The organism is Streptomyces sp. Y20 (assembly GCF_043195475.1).
Taxonomy (GTDB): Bacteria; Actinomycetota; Actinomycetes; order Streptomycetales; family Streptomycetaceae; genus Streptomyces.
In genome coordinates this window covers 150,813-163,778 of sequence record NZ_JBIDDP010000005.1, presented here as the reverse complement: position 1 = coordinate 163,778, position 12,966 = coordinate 150,813, and the positions used below count along the sequence as shown (strand labels likewise).

14 protein-coding genes are annotated in these 12,966 nt (G+C 70.1%); 13 read left to right on the top strand and 1 reads right to left on the bottom strand.

Annotated features, from left to right (window positions below; genetic code table 11):
* The first annotated feature begins 1 nt into the window (after position 1).
* The 12 genes from ACGFT1_RS15000 (at position 2) to ACGFT1_RS14945 (ending at position 10,438) form a co-directional block, all read left to right on the top strand.
* Positions 2-1,561, top strand: coding sequence for a terminase large subunit domain-containing protein (locus ACGFT1_RS15000; RefSeq protein ID WP_373909383.1), 1,560 nt, complete (start codon positions 2-4; stop codon positions 1,559-1,561).
* Positions 1,562-1,581: 20 nt separating this feature from the next.
* The gene (locus tag ACGFT1_RS14995) at positions 1,582-1,875 is read left to right on the top strand and encodes a hypothetical protein (protein WP_373909382.1); all 294 of its coding nucleotides are present in this window, start codon (positions 1,582-1,584) and stop codon (positions 1,873-1,875) included.
* Between the two features lie 46 nt (positions 1,876-1,921).
* A complete protein-coding gene (locus ACGFT1_RS14990) occupies positions 1,922-2,266 on the top strand; it encodes a hypothetical protein (RefSeq protein ID WP_373909381.1) in 345 nt (114 codons plus the stop codon).
* Positions 2,267-2,309: 43 nt separating this feature from the next.
* Complete coding sequence (locus ACGFT1_RS14985; RefSeq protein ID WP_373909380.1) at positions 2,310-2,570, top strand: hypothetical protein; 261 nt, start codon at positions 2,310-2,312, stop codon at positions 2,568-2,570.
* Positions 2,571-3,549: 979 nt separating this feature from the next.
* The gene (locus ACGFT1_RS14980; RefSeq protein WP_373909379.1) at positions 3,550-4,101 is read left to right on the top strand and encodes a hypothetical protein; all 552 of its coding nucleotides are present in this window, start codon (positions 3,550-3,552) and stop codon (positions 4,099-4,101) included.
* A 99-nt stretch (positions 4,102-4,200) separates the two neighbouring features.
* Positions 4,201-4,533: a DUF1360 domain-containing protein gene (locus tag ACGFT1_RS14975; protein WP_373909378.1), complete on the top strand. Its 333-nt coding sequence runs from the start codon at positions 4,201-4,203 to the stop codon at positions 4,531-4,533.
* 3 nt (positions 4,534-4,536) lie between these two features.
* Positions 4,537-6,351 (top strand): hypothetical protein, encoded by a 1,815-nt coding sequence (locus ACGFT1_RS14970; RefSeq protein ID WP_373909377.1) that lies wholly within the window; start codon positions 4,537-4,539, stop codon positions 6,349-6,351.
* Positions 6,348-6,557, top strand: a complete 210-nt coding sequence (locus tag ACGFT1_RS14965; RefSeq protein ID WP_373909376.1) for a hypothetical protein — start codon at positions 6,348-6,350, stop codon at positions 6,555-6,557. Before ACGFT1_RS14970 ends, ACGFT1_RS14965 begins: the two co-directional genes overlap by 4 nt.
* Positions 6,550-7,659, top strand: a complete 1,110-nt coding sequence (locus tag ACGFT1_RS14960) for a phage minor head protein (protein ID WP_373909375.1) — start codon at positions 6,550-6,552, stop codon at positions 7,657-7,659. The genes ACGFT1_RS14965 and ACGFT1_RS14960 overlap by 8 nt, the downstream gene beginning before the upstream one ends.
* Positions 7,660-7,755: 96 nt before the next feature.
* Complete coding sequence (locus ACGFT1_RS14955) at positions 7,756-9,945, top strand: hypothetical protein (protein ID WP_373909374.1); 2,190 nt, start codon at positions 7,756-7,758, stop codon at positions 9,943-9,945.
* 5 nt (positions 9,946-9,950) lie between these two features.
* Positions 9,951-10,118, top strand: coding sequence for a hypothetical protein (locus ACGFT1_RS14950; RefSeq protein WP_373909373.1), 168 nt, complete (start codon positions 9,951-9,953; stop codon positions 10,116-10,118).
* A 29-nt stretch (positions 10,119-10,147) separates the two neighbouring features.
* Positions 10,148-10,438, top strand: a complete 291-nt coding sequence (locus ACGFT1_RS14945) for a hypothetical protein (protein ID WP_373909372.1) — start codon at positions 10,148-10,150, stop codon at positions 10,436-10,438.
* A gap of 70 nt (positions 10,439-10,508) precedes the next feature.
* Here ACGFT1_RS14945 and ACGFT1_RS14940 read toward each other — a convergent pair whose 3' ends face one another.
* Entirely contained in the window at positions 10,509-10,931 is a 423-nt protein-coding gene (locus ACGFT1_RS14940; RefSeq protein WP_373909371.1) for a hypothetical protein, read from the bottom strand.
* A gap of 316 nt (positions 10,932-11,247) precedes the next feature.
* On the opposite strand from ACGFT1_RS14940, the gene ACGFT1_RS14935 reads away from it, so the two are divergent.
* The gene (locus tag ACGFT1_RS14935) at positions 11,248-12,930 is read left to right on the top strand and encodes a major capsid protein (protein ID WP_373909370.1); all 1,683 of its coding nucleotides are present in this window, start codon (positions 11,248-11,250) and stop codon (positions 12,928-12,930) included.
* Positions 12,931-12,966 lie beyond the last annotated feature (36 nt).

Sequence of the window (12,966 nt, the reverse complement as noted above, 5' to 3'; positions counted from 1 at the left end):
CGTGACTACGGCCGTGGACGAGCTGGAGCACCTGGACGACGCGGAGGTCTACCGGCAGCTGGAGGCGGCGCGCCGGGCCATGAGCCGGGACCTGCTGAGGGACCCGGTGACGCTCGCCCGCGGCCTCGACCGCCGGTTCCGGATGCGCCCGCACCTGAAGCTCATCGGCCAAGCGCTGGCGGAGGTCGCGGCCGGCGAGTACGACCGGCTGCTGATCCTGACCCCGCCGCAGGTCGGGAAGTCGACCTGCGTCGCTGAGTGGTTCCCTTTCTGGTGGCTGTGCATGTTCCCCGTGGACAAGGTCGCGGTCACCTCGTACGGCGACGACCTGGCGCTGCGGCGCGGCAAGAGGATCCGCGGCTACGTCGAGGAGTTCGGCGACGAGTGGGATCTGCGGATGAAGCCCGGCTCCGGTGCGATGCAGGACTGGGAGGTCACCGCGGGCGGCGGCTGCCGGTCGGTGTCCGTGGGTAAGGGCCTCACCGGTTTCGACGTGAACTTGCTGATCATTGACGACCCGCACAAGGACCGTGCCGATGCCGAGTCCGAGGCCGCGCGCCGCGCGCTGCACGACTGGTACAGCTCGGCGGCCCTGTCCCGCCTCCAGCCGGACCGCAGCGCGGTGGTGGCGATCCAAACCCGATGGCATCCCGATGATTTCGCCGGCCGCCGCATCCACGAGGAGGGCCGCGTCGAGGACGGCGGCCGGTGGAAGGTCATCCACCTCCCCGCGGTCGCCAACCCGAAGTTCGGGCCCGACCCGCTCGGCCGGGAGGCGGGGGAGCCGCTGCCACATCCGAAGATTCCCACCCGTGCCGTGGAACGGCTGAAGGCGTGGTGGGCGCAGAAGAAGGCGACGTCGATCGTCCGGGACTGGCACGCCCTGTACCAGGGCGACCCGCAGCCCGGTGAAGGAGCGCTCGTGTCCGAGGAACTGCTGCGCCTGCTCCGCGACACCGGCACACCGGTGGAGCCGCAGAAGATCGCCGTGTCCATCGACCCGTCCGGTGGCGGCCGCGACGTCGCCGGCGTCATCGGCGGGTTCCTCGGCGACGACGGCCGGGTGTGGATCACCGACGACGTGTCCGCGCCGATGTCGTCCGCAGAGTGGTCCATGGCGGCCTGCCGGCTCGCGCACCGCACGAACGCGTCGATCATCTACGTGGAGTGGAACTTCGGCCGGGACATGTGCGTCCTCGCCATCCAGACGTCGTGGGAGAAGCTCCAGCGGGAGGGCGAAATCCCGAAGAACGTCCTCATGCCGGCGATCCACCCGGTGCGCGCCCGGCAGGGGAAACTGCTGCGGGCGGAGCCGATCGCCCAGCAGATGGTGCAGGACAAAGTCCGGCTGCGTGGGGTGTTCACCGATCTCGAGCGCGAATGGGCGACCTGGCAGCCCACCGACCCCGACAGCCCCGGCCGGATCGACGCCTCCTGCGTCCTCGTGTACGGCCTCATACCGGAAGCGAACGCGGGCGCCATCGCCCACGCACCACGCCCGCAGGCCCCCCAGGGCGGCGGGAGCCGGCCGGTGTCGCCGTACTCGCGGCGCATCGGCTGAGCGCTGGGCAGACTGTGCGCATGCCGAGCCAACTGGTCGACTACCAAGGCGCTGCCGAGGGCTGCCCCATCTGCAACGACGCCGACATGCCATTCGCCAGCGACGAGGCCGCTCTCGCCCACTACGTTAGGCACAGCCCTGCCGAGCTTGCCTTCGCACTGCTGGAGCACAAGGCCGTCATTCAGCACGCCCTGGTCCGCGTCGACGATCCCGGGGGCATCCGGACAGGGCGGCACCTGGAGGAGATCATCGGTGAGGTTGAGGACACGGCCCGCCTCTCCCAGGACCGCATGTACGGGCGTGGCACCGGCTGACCGGGACCCCCGGGCCGGTGCGATCCATGTGAGGCAGGATCGGAGCATGGACAGCATCCCGGACGCGCAGCCGGCCCGCCCCTGGCGCCCCGAGGACGGGCCCCAGCCCGCGGTGTGGACGTGGCCCCGCACAGACCGGCCCGCGCTCTGGGTGATGTCTGCCGGCCAGTGGCGGCACGCATCCGTCGTCGCCCGGCAGGACTGGCCGGACGGCACGATCCGCTACCAGGTGCAGGTCGACCTCGTCGGAGACACGACGGCGCGCATCCTGACGTACCAGTGGCCACAGCCCGGCCTGCGCGTCGCGCGCCGTAGCAGCGTCCAGCCGACCAGGGGAGTGGACGAGAGTCGGCAGGGGAGCATGCCGCGCCGCGGCCCTGCGCCCGGCTGAACGGCGGCCCCCGCAGTCCGCCCGGGCGGGCACACTGATGTGTGTGAAGCTGCCCCGTATCGAGTGCCAGACCTGCCGCCGGCACATCGCGGCCGGACCGGTCGCCGGACGGCTCGGCAAGGGCCGCATCTGGCGGCATGACCCGCCAGGGCGCGGAACCGACCTGGTGTCCTGCACCGGGTCCCTCGCCATCGTGGATCTGCCACAGCCCGCCGAGCAGCTCCAGCTCGACGAGCCCGACACCGACGCCACCGCCGGCCCCGACCGGGACCCGCACGGCCTGGACACCTTGCCGCTGTTCTGACCCTGGGCTGCCGCCCGGCCGGCTGCCAGCCGGTGCAGTTATCGGCGGACGTTGATGATGATGCGGATGCCTGCGCCACCGAGGCAGGCGCCCGCCAAGGTGCTCCCTAACTCGGTCGAGTACTTGAGGCCGATGTAGACGCCGCAGATGACGCTCACGGCGCACAGAACGAGCTGAGCCCACGCCAGGGCCTGGGAAGGCCGGGCAGGCCTCTCCGGCTCCGGTGGCCCCGCAGGCTGCGGTGTCGTCGAGGGAGGTACCTGCGGTGGCATACCGTCGGTGATGGTCATGGGTCTGCCTCTCGTTTCTGAACGGGTGTGGCCGGTCCGTGTCATGAAAGGGAAATGCTCGGAAAAGGCTCGTGAGGGTGCCGCCGGGCACTTCCCTTCATCGTTCCGCTTCACGGGACGCTTCGACTTTAAGCCACCGGAAGCCGTGATAGGGCAGAGAAAAGTCACCTGACCTGCGGAAACGCGCTTTTTGGGCACTGGTATCTGCGCCTGGTGCGCAGCAATCTGCGATTTAATCGCAGCTTTCTTGGAGTCGTTGCAGGTGGGCGAGTGTCGGTGGTCTTCCTGGGATTTCTGCCGATTCCCTCAGGGTGCAGGTGACGTTCTTTGCTGAGTCTTTAGCCGCATGGTCCCGCCGGGGGCGCCGCCGGCCGCCGACCCGGACCGGAACGGCATCGATGCCGTGCCGCCGTTCTGGCCGCCCATCGTCACGACGCTATGCGGCATCCGCGTGCGGACGAGGATCAAGCAGGTGACCGGATGCGATCAACCGCACTTGGGAGTAGCCGGTGGAGTATGCGAGGCCCGCAGCTGATCCGAGGAAGGGGCAGCCGATGGGACGCAGCAGAAGCCGCAGAGCCCGGAACACGGCAGCGGTCAGGGCGGCGCAGCAGAGAGCACGGAATCGACCGCCCAGGCCCTGGTACAGGCGCCTCTCGGGCTGGAAAGACGTTGGCGTAGCGGTAGGCGTGGTCGCTGCCGTCCTGACCGTGCTTTTCACCGGCGTGTCGACCTTCTTCCAGGCCTGCGTGGCCTCTGACCAGCTTCACCAGTCGAAAGAGGACGCTCGACGGGAGGAGCGCGCCCAAGCCTCACGCATCACGTTCTGGGTCGACCAAGGGTCGGACCACATGGAGCGCGTGCATCTGAAGAACGGCTCTGTGGATCCCGTGAGCAATCTCGTGCTGGTGGTGTACGTCTACACCGCGGCGTACATACGCGCCACTCCGGACGGAGAATATGACGCGTTCCTCCCGGGACTCGCTCCCTGCTCCGAGCTTGTGATCGACAATGACTCGTTTGCGCTTCCTGGGGGCAAGCCCGTACTGCTGCTTACGCATCCCGTGGTGAAGGGGGTGGAGTTCGTCGACAGTTCCGGTAAGACGTGGCTGCGCACCGGAGAAGCACTGACTTCTTCGTACAGCCCTATCGATAAATGGCTGAGCGAGATTTTTAGTCACTATGGGCCACTGCGTCTCAGGCGACAGCCAGCCGTGAAGCCAGTCTCCCCGTGCAGCTGAGGGGGGTGCCGCCAAGCAGGGCACTGCGCGCCCTGTGCGCAGTAGTGCGCAGTACGATGGCCGCCGTTCTTGACCTGGGGATCTCCACGGAGGCGGCCTGTGATCTCTCTGCCCGTACTCGCGCTACTCGGCTTCGCCGCCTACCGGGCGACTCAGCTCGGCGTCCACGACAGCATCCTGAACGCCGCCCGGCAGCGCCTGGGCGGCTGGCACGCCAACAAGGTCGTGTCCCGGCCGCGCAGCTTCGTCGTGCAGCTCGTCTCATGCATCTACTGCCTCGGCTTCTGGCTGTCCGGTGTGACCCTGCTCGCCTACCTGCTGGGGACCCACAGCTGGGGTGACGCGCCCTGGCTGGTGCACGGCATCGAGTGGTTCGCCGTCGCCGGAGTGCAGGCCCTCGCCAACCGGGTCGACGACACCCTGGACTCGTGAGCGATGCCCCGGCAGCTCACCGCGGCAGCCCAGCGGTACACCGTCAAGACCGCCACCGTCGGCGCCAGCAACCGGAAGAAGCCCGACGACAAATGGCAGGTCGAGGCATGGGAGCAGTTCCGTGAGGTCCCCGAAGTCCGGTTCTCCGGCGAGTGGGTCGGCAACGCCATGTCCGGCGCCACGCTGTTCGCCGGCCGCCGCATGGACGACGGGGCGATCGAGCGGGCCCCTGACGACCATCCGGCGATGCAGATCGTCAAGGAGATCGCCGGCGGACCCGACGGGCAGAGCGCCCTCCTCGGCGACTTCGGACCCCAGCTCGTGGTGGCGGGGGAGGGCTGGGTCGTCGTACGGCCGAAGACCGAAGAAGACGACGACAACGAGGACGGCACCGGCGACGTCGACGGTGACGGCGTCGAGTACTCGTGGCACGTCCTGTCGAAGCTGGAGATCCGAGAGGAGAACGGCGGGAAGCTGATCGCGGAGATCGACGGCGAGGACGTCGAGATCCCCGCCCTGGACGACAAGAGCCCGGACACCCCGGACGCGCCCATCGCGATCCGAGTGTGGAAGCCCTTCCCGGGCAGGCACATCGAAGCGGACTCCCCGGTGCGGGCCTCCCTGCACCTGCTGGAGCAGCTCCAGCTGCTGAACGCCGCGATCTCGGCGATAGCCCGGTCGCGGATCACCGGCCGCGGTGTCCTCCTCGTCCCCAAGGGCACGCGCTTCCCGACCCAGCCCGGGCAGGCCGGCGACGCCGAGGACGACCTGATAGAGATTTTCCTTGAGGTCGCCGCCACGGCGATCCGGGAACCGGACAGTGCCGCGGCGACGGTGCCGATCGTGTTGGAGGTGCCTGCCGAGTCGATCAGTGACATCAGGTGGATCCAGTTCGAGTCGACATTCGACGAGCTGGCCATCCAGCTCCGCGAGGAGACGATCCGCCGCTTCGCCAACGGCCTGGAAGTCCCCGCCGAGATCCTGTTGGGCCTGGGCGACGTCAACCACTGGGGTGCGTGGGCGCTCACCTCGGAAGCGATCCGCCTCGGTGTCGAACCCCGCCTGCGGATCGTGTGCCACGCCCTGACCACGCAGTGGCTGCGCCCCATGCTCAAGGCGCAGAACGTCGAGGACGCCGCCGACTGGCTCGTCTGGTACGACACCAGCCAGCTCCGCGTGCAGACCAACCGCGCCCAGACCGCCCTGGAAGCCTTCCAGGCTGGCCTCATCAGTGCCGCGGCCGCCCGCCGCGAGACCGGCTTCGACGAGGCCGACGCCCCCGACGCCGAAGAGCAGCAGGCCCCCCAGCAGACGCCCGCCGACGAGGGCGACAGCACGCCCGGCGAGGACACCACCAGCCCGCACGAGGAGACACAGAGCGACGTGAACAACCTGCCCGTGGGAGAGAAGACCAGCATCCCCGACACCCTGCCCGCTTCCGCCGCCCCGCGGCTCCCTGACGGACTCGTGGCCGCCGCCGACGCACTGATCTGGGCCGCGCTCGCGGTGGCCGGGGACCGGCTGCGGAACAAGCCCGCCTGCCCCCGATCCGAGCGTGCCCGCGCGCGGCAGATCCGGGCCGGCGAACTCCACACCGTGTACCCGGTCGACGCCGACATGATCGACGCCTGGCACCTTCTCGACGGCGCCTGGGTCCGCGTCCCCGAGGTCGCCGACCGCTACGGCATCGACGGCGCCTGCCTGGTCACCGCCCTCGACGAGTACGCGCGGGCCCTGATCGCCGCCCGCCAGTCCCACCGCTTCGAGGAAACCGAAGCCGTCCTGAGGTTCTCCCGCTGTCACGGGCTGGCCGCATGAACGCCCCCCACCGGCCGCACACGCTCGTGACGCCCGTCGACGTGGCCAACGTGCGCACCGAGCAGTGGTGCGGCTCCTGCAAGGCGTACAGCGGCTTCCTGCTCGACGTGATCGCGCTGTTCCCGGCGGCGGTCACCGTGATCGGCACCGTGACCGGCTGCGTGATCTGCGACGACCCCGACGACCCCGAGGTGCAGCGTGGCTGATGTCGAGAAGCTGCTCCAGGCCGCCGAGGCAGAGGTGGCCGCCGAAGTCCGCGCCGTCCTGGACGAGGTGGCGGCCGACATCGGCCGCGAACTGGCGGACGCGACGGAGATCGTCGCCGCCCGGTTCTCCCTCGCTCAGATCGGCCGCATGTGGAGGGCCCGCGTGCCTCGGCTGATGCGCCGGCTCCTCGGCATCGCCGAGCAGGCAGCCGAGCAGGCCGCCGCCGACACCGGCAGTGAGCTGCCCGACGGCTGGCAGGACCTGCCCGGGCAGCACGACCAGGGCGACCAGCTCCCGCGCTCTCTGGGCTCGTACGTGACGGACACGGAGCACCTGCTGCGGGCCATCGGCGACCAGCTCACCGCAGCCGCGGTCGCCGAGCTTGCGGCCGGCTTGGACGCCGGCGAGGACATCACCCAGCTCCGCGCCCGGCTGCGTGAGGTGCTCTCCCGGCAGGGCGCGCAGCTCGGCGAGATGCGGGAGGAGCGCGTCGCCCGTACGGAGTCCACCCGTGCTTGGAACTCGGCGACGCTGGCGGCCGCGCAGGACCTGACGACGCCCGGCCGGCCCCTGGTGAAGCAGTGGGTCACCCGGCACGACAGGCGGGTCCGGCACGCCCACAACGCCGTCGACGGGGCGCTGCGCCTCCTCGATGAGGCGTTCACGGTCGGCGGACACCCGATGCAGTACCCCGGGGACCCGCTCGCCCCAGCTGCGCTGACCGTGAACTGCCGGTGCGTTCTTCGATTGGCGCCGGAACTACGCGCAGCAGCCACAGGATCGGAAGCCAGTCCGCGCCCCGGCGTCTTCGGATCGAAGGCAGAGGGCGTCACCGCAGCGGCGGCCACCCACACGGGCGCGATGATCGCCCTTGTCCCGTCCGAGGAAGACCAGCAGCGGATGGCGCTGGCCGACGGCGAACTCGCCGACGAGCTGCACTGCACGCTGATCTTCCTCGGCGCCGCCGACGGCTGGAGCACCGACCAGCGGGAGCAGCTCGTCGCGATGGTGCGGGAGTACGCGCCCCGCCTGCCCATCGCCGCCCGTGCGTTCGGCGTCGCCCACTGGAACCCGCACGGCGACGACCCCGTATGGGTGTGAAGCCTCGGCGACAACCAGGAGGACGCCGACCCGCAGGCCCCCAACCTGCAAGAGGCATACCGGGCCGCCTGGTACGCGGTAGGCGATGCCTACGACGTGGGCGGCCTCCCCGACCAGCACACCCCGTGGCACGCCCACATGACCGCCGTGTACGACGCAGCCCCGGAGCGGTTCCACGACCTCGTGGAGCAGGTCGGCCCCGTGACGTTCGACCGGCTGCGGATCGCGTTCGCCGGCGAGCACGTCGACATCCCGCTCGCCCCGCAAGAGGAGGACACCATGCAGGACACCCCTGTCGAGGCGGAGGAGCCACTGCCGCCGCCGGTACGCACCTGGTCCACCCCGGACGGCACCGCGCTGGCCTACCTCGGCCAGGCCACCGGGGACGGCCGTGTCTTCGCGCAGGACGCCCTCTACTGGGACGGCGACGGGCCGTGGCCGCTGTCGTACTGCGAACGGATGGGACAGGCCCACGACGGCTCGGAACTCGCCGGTGCGATCCAGGCCATGGCCGTGGACGGTGACCGGCTCACCGGCTCGGGAGTGCTGTACCTGACCACGGAGGCCGGGTGGGAAGCGGCGAGCCTCCTCGATCAGCAGGCACCCCTCGGTGTAAGCGTCGACCTGGACGACGTCAGCGTGCAGGTCCTCGACACCACCGCCCAGCCCGACGAGCCGTCGGACGCCGAGCAGGACATGCCGCTGCTGCTGGAGGCGTCGTTCTCGGCGATGAACCTGCTCCAGTGCGCGGACGGGGCGTGGCTGATCAGTGGGGCCAGCCGTCTTGAGTGGACCGCGGCCGGCGTCGAGATGACGTACGCCTCACGGTCGGTGACCCTGTTCACCAGTCCGGGCGGCCGGATATCCCGCGCCACGGCACAGCAGGTGTTCGGTGGACAGCTGTCGGCCGCGGCCGGCGACCCCGACAACGGCGACGGCGTGGTGGTCCACGAAGAGGAGGCCGGCGCCTACCTGCTTCGGATCACCCGCGCGCGGGTGCGTGGCGCCACCCTCGTGGCGATGCCGGCGTTCGACCAGGCGCGGATCGTCCTGGACACGGCGACCGAGCAGATGGCAGCCGGGCCCGTCATCCTCGCCGCGGGTGGTGACGACCACGAGCGTGTCGTCACCTACGTGCGCAGCAGCCCTGTGCCCGTGACCGCGCGCGAGGTCGCCGACGCCCTGTCCCTCGACAGCCCCGTGGTCCGTTCCTACCTGAACCGGGCTCTGGAGGCCGGCCACGTCACACGGATCGCGCACGGCCGGTACGTGGGTACCTCCAGCCACCCGGAAGGCGAGATCGCCGCCAGCGCTCAAGCGGTGGCCCGGCTGTACGATCTGACCGAGCGGCACGGCGTCGACGCGGTGAACACGCTGCTGGAGCAGCCCGGCATGCTGGACGCCCTGTACGGCCCGGGCGGCGGAGACATCGTCGCCTCTGCGATGCGGGTCATGGAGGCCCGGGAGCCGTTCCCCGCCGTCTGGTTCCGTGAGCCCACAGCGGAGGAGCTGCCCCCGGACAGCGGCGGCGTCCACGTCGTCGACGGCCGCGCCTACGGCTGGGTCGCGCAGGCCGGCGTACCGCACGAAGTCCACGGCCGGAAGGTCACCATCGAGAAGCTCGCCGCGCGCGGCATCGACACGAGCTACTTCCTGCGGACCAAGCTCACCCTGGACGACGGCTCCCAGGTGGCGGTCGGCCCGATGACGATGAACGTCGGCCACCACCGCGACGGCGCCGAGTGCGAGACGAGCGTCTGTCAGTTCGACGACTCCCGCACCGTCGGCGCCGTGGTCACCGTCGGGATCAACGAGGGCGGCATGTGGTTCTCCGGTGCCGCTGGCGAGTGGCTGTCCGCCTGGGACGGCCTCATCTTCAAAGCGTGCGTGCCGAGCTACCACATGACCCAGGGCAGCGACGGCACCTGGCAGCTCAAGGCCGTGCTGTCCGTGCCGACGCCCGGGCATCCGGCCCGCCTCGCCGCATCCGGCGCCGACCAGGTCGCGGCCGTCATCGACCGGTCGAACATCGCGATCACCGCGGCGGCTGCCGTCCTCGGGGAGCCGCTGGCCCCGCCCGAGGTGGAACCGGAGCACGCGCGGCCCGCCGGCACCCCGACCCCGGAGGCGTGGGCGGCGCTCCTGGACGTCCCGGAAGCCCTGGACAGCCTCGCAGCCGCCCTGGAGCGCCGCCGGGAGCAGCGTGCCGCCGCCCGCGCCGAACTCGACCAGCTCGCCGCCGAACTCGACGGGCCCGTCACCGCCGACCTGACCGAAGGGAACTGACCGCCATGGGTTGCAACTGCGGATCGAAGAACGCCGGCAACAAGGCGCAGTACGAGGTCGTGGAGAACGGCCGTCGCGTGTTCGGACCCACCCCGTACAAGGTGACCGCGGAATCCGTGGCCGCGCGGACGCCGGGCCGCACCGTTCGCGAGGTCCCGAAGGCAGGTGCCTGATGGGCTGCGGCTGCGGCAAGAACCGCACGGTGGTGACCGCGTCCGGCGCGACTGTCCCGGCACCGCTGTACAAGGTGATCCTGCACGGCGGTGAAGGCGCGGTCGTCTTCCAGACGCACGACCTGGCCAAGGCCCGCACGGTCAACGGCAACTACCCGGGCAGCGTCATCGACCCGGACCCGGACCCGGATCCGGACCCGGACCCGGACCCGAACGCTGGCCAGCCGGCTGAGGAGCTGGCCGTCGAGACCATCGCGACGCCGGGCGCCGCTCAGGCGCACGAAGAGGCCAAGGAAAGTCGAGACGAAGATCAGGGTTGAACCACCGCGAACAACACAGTGCCCGCCCCCGACGCGGGGGCGGGCACTGACCTTGCCGCAGAGGTGATGGTCAGCAGCTACCGAGCCATGCGGCCGGCGACCACCACTCGGATTCTTGACCAAGGACGTTGTCCTGGAGCATCTCGGCGACGTACCAGTGGCCCCCGCGGAGACACTTCGCAGAGATACTCCGGCCCTTGAACTTGCTCCAGTATGTGCCGCTCTGGGCTACCTGACGGTACTTGCCGTTGGTGTATCGGAACAGACGGAACGACGTCCACCCAGCGAACGAGCAGGTGTTCCAGCCGTACGTGTAGGCGCGGCCGCCACCGGACCACGGCTGGTCGACGTCGGCGGAGCACTTCTTCTTCGCTGCTACTGATGCGGGCGCCGTCGTGCTTGCCGACGCGGGTGTTGCGCTGATGCCGATGCCACTGACGACGGTGAGGGCCGTAGCGACCAGCGCGGCCGCCCCCTTAGTGCGTAAATCCATGGTTCCCCCATGACTGCTTGATCTCAGGTCTCGACCTGGTGGCAGCAAGCATGCGCCGAGGTCTTCGACCTGTGGCCGCGTACAAGGATTCCGGAGCAGGACGAACCCTGCAATGACTATCAGTCAGATTCTTCAGGCGTTTTCCTGCACTGCGACCCGTGCGCCCCGCGAAGCGCTCGCAGTAACGCTGGCCCCAGTGGAAGCCTGGTCGCTGGACCAGGTATGGAGGCCCCGGCCTGGCCGTGTGGGCAGCTAATATGCCTCTTCAGTCGATGGTTGAGGGCCTGACTCCTGCGAAGCACTACAGGAGTCCCATATGCAGCCCGAGCCGTACAAGCTCCCGGACGACATCACCGCCCTCGGCAACGAGGACCTGGAGCGGCACCTCGCCGCCGCGCGGGAGGCGTTCCAGGCGAAGCGCGAAGACCCGAACCTCGACATCGTGGACATGCCCGCCGTGCGGGAGCTGGCCGCCGGCATCAAGGCGATGCAGGCCGAGCAGGACTCCCGCGTCGAGCAGGCGAAGACCGCGCTGGCCGAACTCGACACCCTGGCCGCCGAGGTCGGCCTGCCGGTCGAGACGCCGGCCGTCGAGCCGGCCACCGCCGATGGGCTGGAGACCCTCGCGGTCGAGCCCGCCACGGTCGAGCCCCCGGCCGCCGAGGCAGAGTCGCCCGTCGAGGGCGGTGAGGAGGTGGCGGCCGCCGCCGCGGCGGTGCCCGCCCGCCGCGCGCCGCTGCTGTCTACGGTGCGCCTGCACCAGCCGAAGCAGCTCGTGCCTCGCAACGGCGCCTCTGGGCTGACGATCACCGCATCCGCCGAGGTGCCCGGGTCGCCGCTCGGCGCGACCCTCGACATGGAGGGGCTGACGGAGTCCGTCACCCGCGCCGCCGGCCTCGTCAAGGGCGGCGGGCAGGCCATCGCGGCGAGCTACCAGCTTCCCTTCGCGCAGGACCTGGTCGTCAATGACGCAGGCAGCCTGGAAGAGGGCACCATGAAGGTGCTGAAGGCGTCGGATCAGCGGCGGCTGAAGGGCGGCGACCTCGTCGCCTCGGGCGGCTGGTGCGCGCCCAGCGAGACGATCTACGACTTCGTCGAGTACTCCTGCCCGGACAACCTGTGGGACCTGCCGGAGATCAGCCTGTCCCGTGGTGGTATCCGCTACTACATGACGCCCGAGCTGGACGTCAACGCGATGTCGTGGGAGTGGACCGAGGCGGACGACATCAGCGCCGTCGACGGCGACCCGACGAAGCCGTGCTTCAAGATCCCCTGTCAGGACCCGGTCGAGGTCCGCTGCACCGTGTACGGGGTGTGCGTGCAGGCCGGCATCCTGTCGCAGCGGTTCTTCCCGGAGCTGAACACCTTCTACATCCGGCGCGCCATGGTCGCCTACGAGATGCGGCTGAAGGCCGCGATGTACGCGCAGGCCCGCGCGAAGGCCACCCCGGTCACCACCGCGCCCTCGTTCGCCAGCTTCACCGCCGTGTATGGCGCGCTGGCCCTCCAGGTCGCCGACATGGTGGAGCGCTGGCACCTGTGCGACACCATCAACCTCGAAGTGGCGATGCCGTGGTGGGCGCGGAACATGTTCCTCGCCGACATCGCCCGCCGCTCCGGGTCGCAGATTTGTGACCTGCCCGCCCGCTGTATCGAGGACAAGTTCGCCGAGATCGGCGTCCGCGTGAACTGGGTGAAGAACATCCCGCCCGCCGTTCCGGCACAGATCGGCGGGACCAAGCCGGCGACGGACTGGCCGGACACCATCGAGGTCCTGCTGTACCCGGCGGGCGCGTTCCAGATGGGCCGTGGCCCGGAGGTCAACCTCGGTGTGGTGCACGACAGCACGCTGATGCGCACCAACGACATGACCGCGCTGTTCTTCGAGTCGTGCAACGCGCTGATCTACCGCGGCCCGGAGTCCCGGCGGGTGACGATCCCGGTGTGCGCCGACGGCTCCGTGGGCCCGCGCATCACCCCCGCCTGCCCGACTGCCTGACCCTTCCTCGCGCAGCCCTGGCCTACTGCCCGGCCC